A 17,358-nucleotide genomic window follows, 5' to 3' on the forward strand; every position below is an offset into this window, starting at 1 on the left:
AAAACTTCGCTTTTTTTATTATGTTAATGAGAAAGGAGGTGATGTTTATTTTCTTTTGTAAGTAATTATTTCAACTGTTCCATCATCATCAGTTTCGTTAAAAGAAAAAGTGTTGTTGTTGTTTGTAAAAGTTACTTTATTAACACTCTCTTTTGTACTCCCATCTTGAGTTATACCGTAGTTTCCTCCACTTCTATTAATCCAAGTACCTTTGTTAGTGTTTTCTAGTTCGCATTTATCATCAATGAGTTCGTAGTGGTCGTTTATAAAATTTCCGTTTTCAAGAATAGTAAGTGTAGTTTTTTGTGAGCATTCATCAACTTCTGTTCCATCTACAGCAGAAAATGACCAAGTTCCGATAAAAGGATCTAAATTATCATCATTGCTAGAACAAGATATTAAGGTTAAGATAGTAATAGATAAAATAAGTAATCTTTTCATGATTTATAATTAAAAAATTTAAGCGACTAAAGTATAATTAATTATCAAGTTTTTCATCCTCTTCAATCAAATCTTTTTCAAACTTATCCCAAGATTTTTTTGCTCTTACTTTTTTGTAAAAACGAATTCCTATCATTAGTAATATTCCAAAAAGAATAATACCAACAACACCCCAAATCCAATTAATAGCACTTTTTAAAACAACTAAAAATACTACGGCAAACAGAATTACAGTGGGTGCTTCGTTAAATATTCTCAGTTTTGTCGGCGAATAGTTGATTTTATCGTTTTGTAATTCTTTATATATTTTGTGGCAAAATCCGTGGTAAAAATATAAAGCTAAAACAAATGCTAGTTTTATATGCATCCAAGGCATTTCTAGATAAACAGGATTTTTATAAAGCATCCAAAAGGCAAAAAAACTTGCCAAAATTGCTGATGGCCATGTAATAATATACCACAAGCGTTTTGTCATTAATTTGTACTGGGTTTGTAAAATAGTTTTAGCGGGGTCGTCTTTTTTTTCAGCTTCTACATGGTAAATAAACAACCTACCGATATAAAATAAACCAGCAAACCAGGTGACTACAAAAATAATATGCAATGCTTTTACGTATAAAAAATCCATTTTTTTCTATTTAAAACTTATTTATTGTTAAAGTTTTGAGGAAAATCGAAGGTTTAATTAAATAAAGTTATCAATATAAATTTTTTCATTCCTCAAAAAAATACTCGAACTGACAATCGTTTTTTATTTAGAAAAATGCGCTAAATGATATTTGTATGTCACCTCGAGTGATTTCGATATTTCTCGAAATTGTATCGAGAAGTTATTCTAAAATTTATTGATCCATCCAGCTAAAACATCAACCCAATCGTCATTATCGTTTATGCATGGAACTGTATGAAATTCTTCTCCACCTGCTTCTAAAAACTCTTCTTTTCCTTCCATGGCAATTTCTTCTAGCGTTTCTAGGCAATCAGAAACAAAAGCCGGGGTAACAATGGCTAATTTTTTAACACCTTCTTTTTCGGCTTTATTTACAATTGTTCTGTCGGTATAAGGTTGTAACCAAGGATCAACGCCTAAGCGAGATTGAAAAGAGGTTGAAACGGTGTTTTCATCTAAGCCTAATTCAGCAATTACATTTTTTGTAGTTTGATAACATTGATGGCGATAACAATATTCATGCGCTTTTGAAGATGTGTTACAGCATGTTAAATTTCCTGCTTCAGGATTACAATGAGATTTAGTAATGTCAGATTTTCGGATATGACGTTCTGGAACACCGTGATAAGAAAATAAGATGTGATCGTAATCTTTATCAGCTAAATAACTTTTGATACTTTTTGCTAGTACTTTAATATATTCAGGCTTTTTGTAAAAAGCAGGAACATCAGTGATTTTTATATTCGGGAAAAACTCCTTTTGTAATTTATCAGCCAAAACTACAATTGTTTCAGTAGTTGCCATAGCAAACTGAGGGTATAGCGGAACTAACATTACTTCGGTAACACCTTTGTCGTGTAATTCTTGTAGTCCTTTTTTTATGGTCATACTACCATAGCGCATGGCTAAAGCAACAGGTAAATCGGTTTTTTGCTGAACTTTGTTTTGTAATCTTTCTGATAAAACGATTAACGGAGAGCCGTCTTTCCACCATATTTTTTTATAGGCAGCGGCAGATTTTTTAGGTCTTGTGTTTAATATGATTCCTTTAACTAAAAATGAACGAAACCAATAAGGAACATCAATTACGCGTTCATCCATTAAAAATTCACCTAAATATTTTTTAACATCTTTTGGATCTGTACTTTCAGGAGATCCTAAGTTTACTAATAAAGCTCCTTTCATTCTTTCTATTTATATATCTATTACGAGTAAAGTGATTTTATCTTAAAATTACTCTACAATGTTTATAGTATTATTTTTTATTTAATTGATTTGTTGTTTCATATAAAGCAATACTTAAACTATGTATTACATTCATTGATGAGTTACGGCCGTACATAGGTATAGCAACAGTAGCGTCTACTAGGTTTATGTTTTCAATACCATTTCTTTCACTACCCAAAAGTAAAACTATTTTTTCTTTTGAAGTAAAATCAAAATCTTGAATTCTTATACTTTCATCAGCAATTTCAATACCTATAATAGTATTCCCTTCTTCTTTTAATTTATTAATTAGTAAATTGAAATCAGTATATATTTCATGTTTAACTTGAGTATCTGTGTTTCGAGCGGTACGTTTTACATTTCTATTTTCAATAGATGGAGAACTTTCGTGTAAAAATATTTTATTTACACCAAAACTTTCTGAAATACGAAAACACATACCAATATTTTCAGGAGTACGAATAGCATCACAAACAATTGTTATAGGGAATTGTTGTTGCTTATTTTCTATATCGTAATGAGTAAGTTGCTTCATAGTTTTTTAGTTGGCTTGTAAAGATATTACGTATTGTTTTGGTGTGGTGCCAAATTTCTTTTTAAAGGCTGCAATAAAATGACTAGACGTGCTGTAGCCAACTTGTAAGCCAACTTCGTTTACGTTAAATTGATTACTTTCTAAAAGTTTACGAGCATGTTCCATTTTATAATCAAACAAAAAACTGTAAACAGTATCGCCATATATTTGTTTAAAACCTTCTTTTAATTTTTTTAAATTTAAGCCAACTTCATTTGCTAATTCTTGTAAGGTTGGAGGTTCACTCATTTTTGAAATAATAATATCCTTCGCTTGTCTTATTTTTAGCACTTCTCTATCATCTACTAAAAATGGGCAGTATTCACTGTCGGTATTTTCGCCAGTATCAAAATGTAAACTTAATAATTCGTACGTTTTTCCTTTTATGTACAAATCTCTCATCGAACTATGGTTTTTAGCAGTTAATATTTGTTGTAAAACCATTAATGAGTTTGAGTTGATGGGAGTATTGTCGTAATATTTTTTATTTTTATTATCATCACTTAAAAAAGGAATATAACTTGCTTCTTTTGAAAAAAGAGAATGAAATTTTTCGATAGAAATAATTATTGAAACCAAGGATGTTTTAGGAAGTATTTCTAAGTTAATAGGAAGATTTTGCTGAGGGTTGTATAAAAATATTGAATGTTTATCTAGTACATTAAATGTGTACACGTTATTATTAAAATGAAATTTACAATTTCCTTTTACGCAATAATGTAGTTGAATGTATGAGTTATCTATGTCTTTTTTAAAAAGCTCAGTTTTAGTAGTGTTGTTTTGAAATTTCAAAACAAAAAAACCTTTTTCTAATAGTATTTCTCTAAATGTACTTTCTGCGATGTTTTTTGACATATATCAAAATGTAATTAAAAATATTTTATTTAGAATAGTTCTAAATTGAAATATCTTTTATAGTTGATTTTACTGCAAAAATACACTTTATCTGTGTTTTAGAGGTCTTTTTTTTATAAAAAACAGATAGCGACATTAAAAGTTCTTTAAGCGACATTTTTATTTATTTAATCTTTTTATTTTTGACCGACTTTATTGATGAAGACTTAATGGTAGCAGATAAACATAGTAAGAATTTATATAATATAGGGGTTAGCTATAAAAAAGCAGATGCAACTATAAGAGGAAAGTTTAGTATTTCTAAAGAAAACCAAGTAAAACTTTTAGAAGAAGCAAAAAAAAATGGAGCAGATGGTATTTTTGTGTTGTCTACTTGTAATAGAACTGAAATTACAGGTTTTGCTGAACATCCATTTCAATTAATTAGTTTGCTTTGTAAATATTCAAACGGAGCTGTTGAAGAATTTGCCGAAGTTTCAAATGTCTATAAAAATAAAGAAGCTATTAACCATTTGTTTAGAATGGGAACAGGTTTAGATAGTCAAATTTTAGGCGATTATGAAATTGTTGGTCAGTTACGCCAAGCATTTAAATTAGCAAAAGAGTTAGGTACCACCAATGCTTATTTTGAGCGTTTGTTAAACCATGTAATGCAGGCAAGCAAGCGTGTAAAAAACGAAACAAGGTTAAGCTCAGGAACCACTTCAGTTTCATATGCTGCAGTACAGTATATTATTAAAAACTTACCAGATTATAATTCTAAAAACATATTAGTTTTTGGTTTAGGTAAAATGGGAAAACATACCTGTAAAAATTTAGCAGAATATACACAAAACAAAACGGTAAGTTTAATTAATAGAACAGAAGAAAAAACCACCGTTTTTGTTAAAGAGCATCCTTCAATATCAAAAGCAAAATTTGAAAATTTAAATAAAGAAATTGCTAATGCCGATGTTTTAATTGTTTCAACAGGAGCATCAGAAGCAACAATTAAAAGAGAACATATTTTAACAAATAGAGAGCTTTTAATTTTAGATTTATCAATGCCGGCAAACGTTTCAAAAGAAGTAGCAGATTTAAAAAATGTTACTTTAGTAAATGTTGATGAGTTATCAAAAATTACTGATGAAACATTGGCTATTCGCCAACAAGAAATTCCAACAGCCGAAAGTATCATTGAAACACATAAAGAAGAGTTTAATGAGTGGTTAAATCATAGGAAATTTACCCCAGCTATTACAGCGTTAAAAGAATCGTTACAAACAATTCAACAACACGAAATAGCCTTTCATAAGAAAAAAATAAAAGATTTTGATGAATCTCAAGCAGAAGTAATCACATCAAGATTCATTCAAAAAATAACTACACAGTTTGTAAAACACTTAAAAGCCGAAGAAACATCAGTAAACAATAGTATTGAAGTAATGGCAAAAGTGTTTGGCGCAAATTTAGAAACTATCCATGCAGAAGACAATTAGAATAGGTACACGTGATAGCCAATTGGCTATGTGGCAAGCAAACAAAGTTCGTAAAGAATTAGAAGAGTTAGAGTATGAGTGCGAAATAGTTCCGATAAAATCTACAGGAGACCTTGTTTTAGACAAACCTTTGTATGAATTAGGAATAACAGGAATATTTACCAAAAATTTAGATATCGCCATGTTAAATGGAGATATTGATATCGCAGTACATTCTTTAAAAGATGTTCCTACAGTTTTACCAGAAGGAATTATACAAGCAGCCGTTTTAAAACGAGCAAATTACAACGATATTTTAGTGTTAAAAGATAACGAAGAATTTTTTGGGCAACCAAACGGAGTTATCGCTACCGGTAGTTTACGTAGACGTGCACAATGGTTAAATCGTTATCCAACACACAAAGTTGTTGATTTAAGAGGAAACGTAAATACACGTTTGCAAAAGTTAGAAGATAACGAATGGAACGGTGCTGTTTTTGCAGCCGCAGGATTAGAACGAATAGGTAAACGACCAGCAGGAGCAATTAACTTACCATGGATGATTCCGGCACCAGCACAAGGAGCAATTATGATTACAGCTTTGGCTGATGATAACTTTTCTAAAGATGCTTGTGAGCAATTAAATCACTACGAAACACAAGTTTGTGTAGGTATTGAGCGTGAATTTTTAAACCTTTTAGAAGGAGGGTGTACTGCGCCAATAGGAGCTTTAGCTTACGTTGACCCTAAAACCGAAGAGATAAACTTTAAAGGTTTATTGTTAAGTAAAGACGGTAAAAAGAAAATATCAGTTACTAAAAATGCTAAAATGGGGCGCCACCGTTATTTAGCAAAAGATTGTGCTGATTATGTAATTAATAGAGGCGGAAAAGAATTAATGGCAGAAGATGAAGTAATTGAAAAAGATTTTTCTATTTACTCAACTAAAAAACTATCAGAAATTCAAAAGAAACTATTACCAAGCTCAATAGGAGTTGAAGATAGTGATTTTATTAAAGTACGTTTTAATAGAATTGCACCTAAGGTAATAAAAAAAGAAATTGAAAATGTTATTATTACCAGTAAAAATGGAGTAGAAGCAATAGCAAATTCTTTTACAGCGGATGAATTAAAATTCAAAAATATATATTGTGTTGGTCGTAGAACTAAAAAGTTAATCGAACAAAAAATAGGAAGCGTTGTTAAGTCTGAAAGAAATGCAGAAAAGTTGGCTGCATATCTATCAAAAGAAATTAAAGGAAAAGAAGTAACTTATTTTTGTAGCGACTTACGATTAGATACTTTACCAAATGTTTTAAAAGTCAACGGTATTAAAGTTAACGAAGTTGAAGCCTACAAAACAATGTATAGTCCATCTAAAGTAGCTGATACAGTAAATGGAGTCTTGTTTTACAGTCCATCTACAGTTGAAAGTTATTTAGAAAAAAATACTACAGATAAAGTAGCTTTTTGTATTGGTGAAAGTACCGCTAAAGAAGCACGTAAACACTTTAAAAATGTAAAAGTGGCTAATTTACCAACGGTAGAAAGTGTTATAGAATTAGTAAACTTACATTTTGTAAAAGAATAATGTAACGCTGAATTTAATTTAGTATCACAAGTTATAATTATGTTTAGAACAAGAAGACTTAGAAAAACAGAAGGAGTTCGCAGATTGGTAAGAGAAACCAAATTATCTGTTGACGATTTCGTGTATCCTTTATTTATTGAAGAAGGAGAAAATATAAAAACTGAAATTGCTTCCATGCCAGGGATTTTCAGATATTCCTTAGATTTAATTGCTGAAGAATTAGAAGAAATAGTAGCGTTAAATATTCCGGCAGTAATGCTTTTTGGCGTTCCTTCAACAAAAGATGAAATAGGAACAGAAACTTGGAATGATAACGGAATTATGCAACAAGCAATCCGATTTATCAAAAAAAACTATCCAAGTTTGTATGTTATTACTGATGTTTGTTTTTGTGAATATACAAGTCACGGGCATTGTGGAGTTATTCATAATAACGATGTAGATAATGATGCAACTATTGTAAATTTAGCAAAACAAGCAGTTTCTCATGCCAAAGCAGGCGCAGATATGTTAGCACCTTCTGGTATGATGGATGGTATAGTAGCTATGCTTAGAGAATCGTTAGATAATACTGGTTTTGTAGATTTACCAATTATGGCATATTCGGTAAAATATGCATCGTCATATTACGGGCCGTTTAGAGAAGCGGTAGATTCTACTCCAAGCTTTGGAGATAGAAGAACCTATCAAATGGATGCAGCTAATAGAGATGAAGCCATAAGAAGAGCAACTTTTGACGATCAAGAAGGAGCTGATGTTTTAATAGTAAAACCAGCTTTATCGTATTTAGATATTATTAGAGATTTAAAAAATAATTTTGACAGGCCAATTGCATGTTATAATGTAAGTGGTGAATATGCAATGGTAAAAGCAGCAGCTGAAAAAGGTTGGATTGATGGAGAAAGAGTAATGATGGAAACATTATTATCAATGAAAAGAGCAGGAGCTAATATTATTATTACCTATTTTGCTAAAGAAGCAGCTAAAGTATTATTAAATAAATAACGTCATTGCGAGGAAGAATGACGAAGTAATCTTATTATTAATATGCAGATTGCTTCATTACATTCGCAATGACAGAAAGCATATAGAAATATGGAATTCAAAAAATCAAAAAAATTATATAAAAAAGGATTGGTTAATCTTGTAGGAGCTGTAAATTCTCCTGTAAGGGCGTTTTCTTCGGTAGGCGGTAATCCATTATTTATAAAAAAAGCAAAAGGTAGTAAGATTACCGATGTAGATAATAATACTTATGTAGATTTAGTATTGTCATACGGACCAATGATTTTAGGACACCGTCATAAAAAAGTACAAAAAGCAATTACCAAAGCATTAAAAAACGGATATTCTTTTGGAGCTTCAACTGAAAACGAAATTAAATTAGCAAAAATAGTTTGTGAAGCTTTTCCGGGAATGGATAAAGTTCGTTTTGTAAACTCAGGTACAGAAGCTGTTTTAAGTGGAATTAGACTTGCTAGAGCTTATACAGGTAAAGATAAAATTATAAAATTTGCTGGTTGTTACCACGGACATCAGGATGCATTATTAGTAGCAGCAGGTTCAGGATTAGCAACTTTAAGCTTACCTGGAAGTAAAGGTGTACCAGAAGGTGCAGTAAAAAATACATTAATTGCAAATTATAACGATTTAGAAAGTGTAAAAGCACATTTTGAAGAACATGATGATATTGCAGGAGTTATTTTAGAACCAATTGCTGGTAATATGGGGGTGGTAATTCCACAAAATGATTTCTTAAAAGAATTAAAAACATATTTAGAGTCTAAAGGAGCATTGTTAATTATTGATGAGGTAATGACAGGTTTCCGTTCTAAATTTGGAGGAGCACAAGAGTTATTGGGAGTAGAAGCAGATATTACTTGTTTAGGTAAAGTTGTAGGAGGAGGTTTTCCCGTAGGAGCTTACGGTGCTCGTAATGAAATTATGGAAATGGTAGCTCCGTTAGGAGGAATGTATCAAGCAGGAACCTTAAGTGGTAACCCGATAGCAATGGCAGGAGGAATAGCAACTTTAACAGAGTTGAAAAAGCAAAATCCTTATGAAAAGTTCAATGAAATTGCTCAAATTATTGAAGTGTTTTTATTAGAATCATCTAAAAAATATGGCGTTGAAATTACAGTAAATAGATTTGGATCAATGATCAATCCATTTTTTACAAATGTTACAGTAACTAATTTTCAGCAAGCACAAACATCCGATACTAAAAAGTTTGCAACTTTCTTTTGGGAAATGATGCATAACGGAGTTTTCTTACCGCCATCTCAGTTTGAAGCATGGTTTTTATCATCAGCATTAACTGAAAAAGACCTACAAAAAATTGCTAAGGCAATTGATAAAGGAATGGAAGCAGTATCTAAAATGTAAAACAAACATATATGAAATTATTTTTCACCCTTTTTTTTAGTATTTTAATAAGTTCTTGTCCTAGTAACCAAGAAAAAGGTGAAATTACTTCTTTGTATAAAGGGAGTTTAGCTGGTGATGGTTCAGAAGGATTTATTAAAGAAAATTTGGTGATTAATTCTGTTGATAAATGGAAAGAATTTTTAACTATAATAGATGATACAAATACAATTTCTACAGAGTTTAAAAATTCAGTTGATTTTTCAAAAAATACTATTTTAGTAGCTATTGATGCTAAAAAAACAACAGGCGGATTTTCAGTAGAAATTTTAAATAAAATACAAAATAATGATAAGTTACAGGTAACGGTTTTATCAAAAGGACCAAAACCAACAGACATGGTTACTATGTCGCTTACCCAACCAATTCATATTGTTAAAATAAATAAAACAAACAAAGAAATAATCTTTGTAAACAAATAGCATGATAAAAAACGACTTATTTTTAAGAGCATTAAAAGGAGAAACTGTTGAGCGTCCACCAGTGTGGATGATGCGTCAAGCAGGAAGATATTTGCCAGAATTTATTGAAATCAGAAAAAAGTATGATTTTTTTACGCGTTGTAGAACTCCAGAGTTAGCATCAGAAATTACCGTACAACCTATTAGAAGATATGGTATGGATGCAGCTATTTTATTTTCTGATATTCTGGTAATTCCGCAAGCTATGAATATTGAGGTACAAATGAAACCAGACTTTGGACCTTATTTACCAAACCCAATTAGAGACCAAAAAGGATTAGATACAGTAATAGTACCTGATGTTAATGAAGAATTAGGTTATGTAATGGAAGCCATAAAAGCAACCAAAGAAAAACTAAATGATGAGGTGCCTTTAATAGGTTTTGCAGGATCTCCATGGACAATTTTATGTTATGTAGTACAAGGGCAAGGATCTAAAAATTTTGACAAAGCAAAAGAATTTTGTTTCACAAAACCAGTTTTGGCACACCAATTGCTTCAGAAGATAACAGATACCACAATTGCTTATTTAAAAGTAAAAGTTAAAGCAGGTGTAAATGCTGTTCAAGTTTTTGATTCATGGGGAGGAATGTTATCTCCAACCGATTATCAAGAATTTTCATGGCAGTATATCCAACAAATCATTGACGCATTAAAAGATGAGGCTCCAGTAATTGCTTTCGGTAAAGGATGTTGGTTCGCTTTAGATACAATGGCCAAGTCAGGCGCATCAGCATTGGGAGTAGATTGGACGTGCTCGGCAAGAAACGCTCGTTATTTAACAGGAGGGAACATTACTTTACAAGGTAATTTTGATCCTTCTAGGTTGTTGTCTCCACCTGCTGAAATTAAAAAAATGGTAAACCAAATGATAAATGAGTTTGGTAAAGATAAATATATTGTTAACTTAGGGCACGGAATTTTACCTAATATTCCGCTCGAAAATGCAAAAGCATTTATAGATGCGGTAAAAGAGTATAAAGTATAAAGCTGAACCCCCATAAAATATTAAAAATGAGAAAATTACTCCTTTTATTAACTTTAACCTTAACTATACAAAGTTTTTCACAAAAGAAAATATATTACAAAGATATTGTTGATGATTGCATATCTGTAGCTAGTAATGATGCTGCTATGTTAGATGATATTGTATATAATTGTATAAAAGATAAGCATATTTCTAATTACGATTTTACATCTATAGATGGCGAAACAATAAGTACAGATGCTATAGATATTCCTATTGTTTTATTAGCTGCAGCAACATGGTGTGCACCTTGTTGGGGAGAAATACCAGCATTAAATAAAATGGTTGAAAAATATGACGGTAAAGTAAAGTTTATTATGTTGTTTTGGGATACTGAAAAGGGTGCCAAAAGGATGGCAAAGAAATTAGATAAAAGAATATTTTTAGTAGCCTCTAAAGAACAAACAAAAAATAGATCAACAATAAGAACTTCTGGCTTTATTCATAAGTTAGATTATCCATCAACATATTTAATAACCGAAAATAAAAGAATTTTAAACTTTAAAAGAGGTGCCTTATCGCCAACAAAAAGTATGGGATGGGATGAGGTAAATAAAATTAATGAAGAAGAGTTAGATAAGTTTATCAAACCAGTTATTCAGTAATTTTAAATATTTATATATTAAACCTCTTTCTAATTAGAAAGAGGTTTTTTACTTGATAAAAATGATAAAAGACATACTAAAATCAATACGAGCTTATTTCGGAGCATTTCAATTAATAACAAAACTTAAATTATGGAAATACTTTATTATTCCAATGATAATAAGTGTATTGACAGCTGTTTTAATAGGGGTTTTGTCGTTTTCGTTATCAGATAATATCGGTAACTACCTTGCGAGTTTTTGGAGATGGGAGCAAGGAAAACAAACCTTTAGTGTAATTAGTACATTTTTTAGTGGGTTATTAATAATCGCGATTGGTTTACTTTTATATAAGCATATTATAATGGCTTTATCAGCTCCTTTTATGAGTCCTGTCTCAGAAAAAATTGAAGAATTTTTAATAGGGAAAAAAGAGTATCATCAAAAAACAACTTTTAAAGAACAATTAATAAGAGGAGTTAGAATAAATGTAAGGAATTTGTTTAGAGAGCTTTTTTTTACAATTCCTATTTTATTAATAAGTATAATACCTGTTATAGGCTTCTTTTCAACATTTTTATTATTTATAATACAATCATATTATGCGGGTTTTGGTAATATGGATTATACATTAGAGCGTCACTTTAAATATAAACAAAGTATTAATTTTGTAAAAAATAATAAAGGTTTAGCTATTGGAAACGGAATTATATTTATGCTGTTTTTGTTAGTACCCATAATAGGGGTTGTGCTAGTTTTACCTTTATCGGTAACAGCAGCCACTACCGAAACTATTAAGAATATAGAGCAAAAAAACATATAGAATAAGTATTTTTGCCTAACAAGAATTAAACAAATGAAAGATCAGTTTTATAACTACATTCAGCAATTACAAGACACTATAACAAAAAAGTTAGAAGAGATTGACGGTATTGCAAAGTTTAAAGAAGATAATTGGAAACGTGCCGAAGGTGGTGGTGGAAGAACTCGTGTGATTGAAAATGGTGCTATTTTTGAAAAAGGAGGTGTCAATATATCAAAAGTATTTGGCGAATTACCAGAAGCGTTACGTAAACAATTTGGTGTTGAAAGTGGCGATTTTTTTGCCTGCGGATTAAGTTTAGTATTGCATCCTAAAAACCCGTTTGTACCCACAGTGCACGCAAACTGGCGTTATTTTGAAATGTATGATGGTAATGGTAATATTGTTACTCAATGGTTTGGCGGAGGTCAAGATTTAACTCCTTATTATTTGTTTAATGAAGATGCAATGCATTTTCATACGGTATGTAAAACAGCTTGTGATAAACATAATGCTGATTTTTATCCAAAGTTTAAAGAAACCTGTGATAATTATTTTTGGAATGCTCACAGAAATGAAGCTAGAGGTATTGGAGGTTTGTTTTTTGATTATTTAAAAGAAACCTCGAATTTTTCAATGCAAGATAGGTATGATTTTGTAACAGAAGTTGGTAATAGTTTTTTAAACTCTTATGTGCCAATTGTAGAAAAAAGAAAAGATCTAACATATAAAAAAGAGCATAAAGACTGGCAAGAGGTACGAAGAGGTCGTTACGTTGAGTTTAATTTGGTACATGATAGAGGTACCTTATTTGGCTTAAAAACCAACGGTCGTATAGAAAGTATTTTAATGAGTTTGCCTCCGGTTGTTCAATGGGTTTATAATCAAGAGCCAAAAGAAGGGTCAGAAGAATTTAAGTTATTAGAGGTTTTAAAACAACCTAAAAATTGGCTGTAATTTTCTTAAACTATTTCCAAATAATATTTTTTTTGGTCATTTCATTTCGAATATTACGAACATGAAATAATTTAGCACGTAAAAGAAGTTTTCTACCACGAGTATTCCTAGTGTAAATAAGTAGCGATTTACCAAGGTTTTTATTCCAATGTTTTTGATACACTAAGACTTGTTTTTTACGAGCACTAAAAATAGTAGGGACGGGATAAAAATTCTGTGTTTTTAATTTGTTACGAAACCAATTGGTTTTTATAATTAAATATTTAGGGTTATCAATAGGCTGTAATATTTCATCAAGTGTGTTTATAAATAAGTTGCTTTCATATTTGCTAGCACCAGTAATTACACAACTAACATCACCCATAGTTAATGATTTTATTTTGATGTTAATTTCACTTTTTAGAGTAGTTATTTCGTTTATTTCATACAATGAGCTTAAAACGACCTGCGCTATTTTATCGATTTTTTTATGAATAAGACCATAGTGAAAATACATTTTTAAGGTTTTATATATTTTAAAACCAAAGGTTAATCCTAAAGTAGTTAACAAAGAATATATAAAATAATAAATCCCTTTAGATAATACTATATTGATGTTTTTGATAATGAATTGCGGAAAAAACAATGTAAGACTAATTAAAACTTCTAAAATTGAAAATTTAACAAAGTCTTTAAAATAAGCTGTTTTTTGTTTTAAAAAAACATTGTCTTTTTGATGATATATTTTTAATTCTTGCGCAACGTCTTTATTATAACGAACGGCATTTTTCCACTTATTACTTATTTGCAACCTATCTTTTGAAATTGATAAAGCTGTTTTATTTAAAGTATTGATATCTTCTTCAAAAATTGTATTTGGTAATGCTAAACGTTCAATTCCGTTAGAAATAATATTTTTTTCACTGTTATTTATTCCTATAAAAGCATCAAAACGTTTTTTTAAAACAGCTAAATCTTTACCTCCATAAATATCAGAAGTATCAATGCAAGCTAAATGCCAAATAAGTGCTGTTTTGTTAAGAGCTTTGGTATCAATTCTAATAGCTCTGCCTCGCATTTGGTTAGAACTAACAAATGAACCTACTACTGAAGCTAAAATTAAACTATTAATAGCTGGTGCATCCCATCCCTCACCTAATAACGATTTTGTGCCAATTAAAATTTTAATATGTCCTAATTGAAATAATTGAGTAATAGTTTTAACTAAACCGCTGTTTGAAGATGATTTAGATTGCAATATTATATATTCAGCATCTGATTTTAAAGGGATTTGCGTGTAGTTTGTTATCGAATCAATTAAATCTAATTTTGCAATACAATTACAATGTATAATAACTAAACTACCAGACAATACAGCTAAGTATTCTTTAGCATCAATTGTTTTTTTTAGGTGATGAAAAATAGGAACAACGCCCATTTTTTTGATGGTTTGTATATTATTTGAAGTAACATCAAGGTATTCTTTTCTTATATAATCGGCAAGTACAACACAACGTAAAGTATCTTTTAAATTAACTTGTTCTTGCTGTACTATAGCAACAATACTTTTTAATTTACTTGTACTATTACTAAGTGATTTATATAAAAAAGTACTTCCAATTAAATTAACTCTATTATTACTGAAGATGGATAATTTTCTCAGTTTTTTTTCTAAAAGATAAAGGTAATTTTCATGATTAATTAACTGCGTTCTATCAATAACAAGAATATGTTGTAAGAGTATTTCAATCCACGCATGTGTTATTTTTGGAAACTCAACTATTTCATCTTTTTCAAAGCCTAATAAGGTTAATTTTTCTTTAGAAATAAGTGTTTTGGCTTCATTTAAAAAAATAAGGATTGCTGAAAAAAAAGTAGAAAATTTATAAATATCAGCTAAGTTTTCTTCAGTATTTTTATAAAATCGATGTTGTTTTATAAAGTCGATAAATTCCTGATCATTTAATAGATTGGTAATAAAATCAGAAACCTTTAGCCTAAAATTGACAATTGTATTGATTTCTTTGTTTTCGGGTTTAGAAAAGTAAACGATATCTTGATGTGGACAAAGGTTTTTTTCTTTCACCAAATCGGGAACAAAAATTTCATCATCAACTTTACCACATAAATCAAAGTATTTTTGAATCTCAGTACTTTCACTATCATAAGGTGGTGTAGCAGTAAGTGCAATCACAGTTTGTAAATGTTGCTCTTTTAATTGATACAAGCATTTCCACCATTCTTTTTTTAAATGATGCGCTTCATCTAACAAAATAACATCAATATTATTTTTAGTAAAAAATGAAAAATAATCATCTTTACATTCAAATGTTTTGTAAAAAGCGTGTAACCCTTGATAAGTAGAAAAGGTAATGTCAGCAGGTTTTTTTATATCAAAAGAAAAGTTTTTAAAATCGCCATTTTTAGTAAAAAATGTTTGCAATCTATTTTCCCATTGATTTCTGATCGTTAAAGTTGGTGCAAGGACCAATGTTTTTTTTCCTATTCTTTTTAAAATTTCAATACCTAAAATAGTTTTTCCAGAACCGGGAGGCGCAACAATATGAAAATGATTATCTTCTATATGTCTTGAAAAGTTTAATAGTATTTTATCTTGGTAGGGGCGCCAAGTATGTAAAAAATTTAGTTGTTTAATTGAAGTAGACAAATATAAATAATTATTAAAAATAGATTGTAAAAGTAAAAATAAAGAAATTGAATAAGAAAAGAGTAACTGTTTTAGTGAATAATTTTTGTTTAATTAAAGTGATTTAATATGTTAATAAAATTAATTTTTAATTGATGAATCAATAATTTAACAAGGATCTATTCTTTTAAAATAATTAAAAATTTTAAAAAAAACTACTTTTGTTGTGAATAATATAAAATATAAGTGTTTTTTTATAAATATTTTAAGGTTAAATATATTGAAAAATGCATGTTTTTTAGTAATTTCGCGGAAGATTAAAAAAAGATACAATGGCTAGATTTGAACTAAAATTGCCTAAAATGGGCGAAAGTGTTGCAGAAGCAACGATAACTTCTTGGGTTAAAGAAATCGGAGAAACTATTGATATTGATGATACAGTTGTTGAAGTAGCTACAGATAAAGTAGATAGCGAAGTGCCAAGTGAAGTAGAAGGTACTTTAGTTGAGATATTATTTGAAAAAGATACTGTTGTTCAGGTAGGACAAACCATAGCAATTATAGAAACTGAAGGAGGGGATGTTGTCGTAAATGAAACACCTAAAAAAGAAGAAATAAAAGCAGCAGTTGTTGAAGTTGAAAAAACAATTGAAGAAGCAAAAGAAGTTGTTTCAGCAGGTATAGATACTTCATCGAGTGATCGTTTTTATTCACCTTTGGTAAAAAATATAGCAAAAACAGAAGGGATTTCTTTTGCCGAGTTAGAAAATATAAAAGGTACAGGGAAAGAAGGAAGAGTTACTAAATCAGATATTTTAACTTATTTAGAAACTAGAGGGAATCAACCTAAAGTTGAAACTTCAGTTGTAAAAACAGAAAAACCAAAAGTTCAAGCAGCTCCAGTAACATTAAGTGGACAGGATGAGGTTATTGAAATGTCACGTATGGGTAAATTGATAGCCAAACATATGGTCGATTCTGTACAAACATCTGCACACGTGCAATCGTTTATTGAAATTGATGTAACTAATATTGTTACTTGGCGAAATAAAGTTAAAAATGCATATCAGAAAAGAGAGGGAGAAAAGTTAACTTTTACACCAATCTTTATGCAAGCAGTTGCGCAAACAATTAAAAAACATCCAATGATTAATATTGCTGTTGATGGCGATAAAATTATTAAAAGAGGGAATGTAAATTTAGGAATGGCGGCAGCTTTACCTGACGGAAATTTAATTGTACCAGTAATAAAAAACGCTGATCAATTAAGTTTAGTTGGCATGACTAAACAAGTAAATGATTTAGCGGTTAGAGCCCGTGGTAATAAACTAAAACCAGACGATATTCAAGGAGGTACGTATACCGTAACAAATGTTGGTAGTTTTGGAAGTATTACAGGAACACCTATTATTAACCAGCCTCAAGTAGCCATTTTAGCATTAGGAGCAATAGTTAAAAAACCAGCAGTAGTTGAAACTCCTGAAGGAGATTTTATTGGAATCCGTCAAAAAATGATTGTTTCTCATTCTTATGACCACAGGGTTGTAAACGGAGCTTTGGGCGGAATGTTTATTAAAACCTTAAAAGAAATTTTAGAATCTTGGGATGTTAATCAAGATTTTTAAAAATAAATTTTAGTTAAAATAAAAGGCTTAGGATATT

At 30.0% G+C, this 17,358-nt stretch carries 16 protein-coding genes; 10 read left to right on the plus strand and 6 right to left on the minus strand.

Annotated elements, in window-relative coordinates:
* Positions 1 to 45 precede the first annotated feature (45 nt).
* The 5 genes from BA195_RS09805 to BA195_RS09825 all read right to left on the minus strand — a co-directional run bounded on the left by BA195_RS09805 (position 46) and on the right by BA195_RS09825 (position 3,767).
* Complete coding sequence (locus BA195_RS09805) at positions 46 to 441, minus strand: lipocalin family protein (RefSeq protein WP_068704960.1); 396 nt, start codon at positions 439 to 441, stop codon at positions 46 to 48.
* Positions 442 to 478: 37 nt separating this feature from the next.
* Complete coding sequence (locus BA195_RS09810) at positions 479 to 1,069, minus strand: CopD family protein (RefSeq protein ID WP_068704962.1); 591 nt, start codon at positions 1,067 to 1,069, stop codon at positions 479 to 481.
* Positions 1,070 to 1,276: 207 nt separating this feature from the next.
* Entirely contained in the window at positions 1,277 to 2,296 is a 1,020-nt protein-coding gene (hemH, locus tag BA195_RS09815) for a ferrochelatase (protein WP_068704964.1), read from the minus strand.
* Positions 2,297 to 2,366: 70 nt separating this feature from the next.
* Positions 2,367 to 2,873: a TrmH family RNA methyltransferase gene (locus tag BA195_RS09820; RefSeq protein WP_068704966.1), complete on the minus strand. Its 507-nt coding sequence runs from the start codon at positions 2,871 to 2,873 to the stop codon at positions 2,367 to 2,369.
* 6 nt (positions 2,874 to 2,879) lie between these two features.
* Positions 2,880 to 3,767, minus strand: coding sequence for a helix-turn-helix transcriptional regulator (locus BA195_RS09825; protein WP_068704968.1), 888 nt, complete (start codon positions 3,765 to 3,767; stop codon positions 2,880 to 2,882).
* 209 nt (positions 3,768 to 3,976) lie between these two features.
* Here BA195_RS09825 and hemA point away from each other — a divergent pair, with 209 nt between their 5' ends.
* From hemA to hemF, 9 genes are all read left to right on the plus strand, one after another.
* Entirely contained in the window at positions 3,977 to 5,245 is a 1,269-nt protein-coding gene (hemA, locus tag BA195_RS09830) for a glutamyl-tRNA reductase (RefSeq protein WP_068705442.1), read from the plus strand.
* The gene (hemC, locus tag BA195_RS09835; protein ID WP_068704970.1) at positions 5,229 to 6,815 is read left to right on the plus strand and encodes a hydroxymethylbilane synthase; all 1,587 of its coding nucleotides are present in this window, start codon (positions 5,229 to 5,231) and stop codon (positions 6,813 to 6,815) included. Before hemA ends, hemC begins: the two co-directional genes overlap by 17 nt.
* 39 nt (positions 6,816 to 6,854) lie before the next feature.
* Positions 6,855 to 7,820 (plus strand): porphobilinogen synthase, encoded by a 966-nt coding sequence (gene hemB, locus BA195_RS09840; RefSeq protein ID WP_068704972.1) that lies wholly within the window; start codon positions 6,855 to 6,857, stop codon positions 7,818 to 7,820.
* A gap of 90 nt (positions 7,821 to 7,910) precedes the next feature.
* The gene (gene hemL, locus BA195_RS09845; protein ID WP_068704974.1) at positions 7,911 to 9,200 is read left to right on the plus strand and encodes a glutamate-1-semialdehyde 2,1-aminomutase; all 1,290 of its coding nucleotides are present in this window, start codon (positions 7,911 to 7,913) and stop codon (positions 9,198 to 9,200) included.
* An 11-nt stretch (positions 9,201 to 9,211) separates the two neighbouring features.
* Positions 9,212 to 9,661: a protease complex subunit PrcB family protein gene (locus BA195_RS09850; RefSeq protein ID WP_068704976.1), complete on the plus strand. Its 450-nt coding sequence runs from the start codon at positions 9,212 to 9,214 to the stop codon at positions 9,659 to 9,661.
* 1 nt (position 9,662) lies between these two features.
* The gene (gene hemE, locus BA195_RS09855) at positions 9,663 to 10,688 is read left to right on the plus strand and encodes a uroporphyrinogen decarboxylase (protein WP_068704979.1); all 1,026 of its coding nucleotides are present in this window, start codon (positions 9,663 to 9,665) and stop codon (positions 10,686 to 10,688) included.
* Between the two features lie 26 nt (positions 10,689 to 10,714).
* On the plus strand, positions 10,715 to 11,332 hold the full coding sequence (locus tag BA195_RS09860) for a TlpA family protein disulfide reductase (RefSeq protein WP_068704981.1): 618 nt from the start codon (positions 10,715 to 10,717) through the stop codon (positions 11,330 to 11,332).
* A 61-nt stretch (positions 11,333 to 11,393) separates the two neighbouring features.
* Positions 11,394 to 12,134 (plus strand): EI24 domain-containing protein, encoded by a 741-nt coding sequence (locus tag BA195_RS09865; RefSeq protein ID WP_068704983.1) that lies wholly within the window; start codon positions 11,394 to 11,396, stop codon positions 12,132 to 12,134.
* A gap of 33 nt (positions 12,135 to 12,167) precedes the next feature.
* On the plus strand, positions 12,168 to 13,070 hold the full coding sequence (gene hemF, locus BA195_RS09870) for an oxygen-dependent coproporphyrinogen oxidase (RefSeq protein ID WP_068704985.1): 903 nt from the start codon (positions 12,168 to 12,170) through the stop codon (positions 13,068 to 13,070).
* Positions 13,071 to 13,080: 10 nt separating this feature from the next.
* Here the strand turns inward: hemF and BA195_RS09875 are convergent, their stop codons facing one another.
* Positions 13,081 to 15,717, minus strand: a complete 2,637-nt coding sequence (locus BA195_RS09875) for a DEAD/DEAH box helicase family protein (RefSeq protein ID WP_068704987.1) — start codon at positions 15,715 to 15,717, stop codon at positions 13,081 to 13,083.
* Positions 15,718 to 16,028: 311 nt separating this feature from the next.
* Between BA195_RS09875 and BA195_RS09880 the strand changes: the two genes are divergently transcribed.
* Complete coding sequence (locus tag BA195_RS09880; protein WP_068704989.1) at positions 16,029 to 17,321, plus strand: dihydrolipoamide acetyltransferase family protein; 1,293 nt, start codon at positions 16,029 to 16,031, stop codon at positions 17,319 to 17,321.
* The last annotated feature ends 37 nt before the right edge of the window (positions 17,322 to 17,358 follow it).

Origin of the sequence: Tenacibaculum soleae (genome assembly GCF_001693415.1) — a bacterium.
Taxonomy (GTDB): domain Bacteria; phylum Bacteroidota; class Bacteroidia; order Flavobacteriales; family Flavobacteriaceae; genus Polaribacter; species Polaribacter soleae.

Bases quoted from the DNA above. Each gene is read 5' to 3' on its own strand.
- BA195_RS09805 (WP_068704960.1), bottom strand. From the start codon at position 441: ATGAAAAGATTACTTATTTTATCTATTACTATCTTAACCTTAATATCT.
- BA195_RS09810 (WP_068704962.1), bottom strand. From the start codon at position 1,069: ATGGATTTTTTATACGTAAAAGCATTGCATATTATTTTTGTAGTCACC.
- hemH (WP_068704964.1), bottom strand. From the start codon at position 2,296: ATGAAAGGAGCTTTATTAGTAAACTTAGGATCTCCTGAAAGTACAGAT.
- BA195_RS09820 (WP_068704966.1), bottom strand. From the start codon at position 2,873: ATGAAGCAACTTACTCATTACGATATAGAAAATAAGCAACAACAATTC.
- BA195_RS09825 (WP_068704968.1), bottom strand. From the start codon at position 3,767: ATGTCAAAAAACATCGCAGAAAGTACATTTAGAGAAATACTATTAGAA.
- hemA (WP_068705442.1), top strand. From the start codon at position 3,977: ATGGTAGCAGATAAACATAGTAAGAATTTATATAATATAGGGGTTAGC.
- hemC (WP_068704970.1), top strand. From the start codon at position 5,229: ATGCAGAAGACAATTAGAATAGGTACACGTGATAGCCAATTGGCTATG.
- hemB (WP_068704972.1), top strand. From the start codon at position 6,855: ATGTTTAGAACAAGAAGACTTAGAAAAACAGAAGGAGTTCGCAGATTG.
- hemL (WP_068704974.1), top strand. From the start codon at position 7,911: ATGGAATTCAAAAAATCAAAAAAATTATATAAAAAAGGATTGGTTAAT.
- BA195_RS09850 (WP_068704976.1), top strand. From the start codon at position 9,212: ATGAAATTATTTTTCACCCTTTTTTTTAGTATTTTAATAAGTTCTTGT.
- hemE (WP_068704979.1), top strand. From the start codon at position 9,663: ATGATAAAAAACGACTTATTTTTAAGAGCATTAAAAGGAGAAACTGTT.
- BA195_RS09860 (WP_068704981.1), top strand. From the start codon at position 10,715: ATGAGAAAATTACTCCTTTTATTAACTTTAACCTTAACTATACAAAGT.
- BA195_RS09865 (WP_068704983.1), top strand. From the start codon at position 11,394: ATGATAAAAGACATACTAAAATCAATACGAGCTTATTTCGGAGCATTT.
- hemF (WP_068704985.1), top strand. From the start codon at position 12,168: ATGAAAGATCAGTTTTATAACTACATTCAGCAATTACAAGACACTATA.
- BA195_RS09880 (WP_068704989.1), top strand. From the start codon at position 16,029: ATGGCTAGATTTGAACTAAAATTGCCTAAAATGGGCGAAAGTGTTGCA.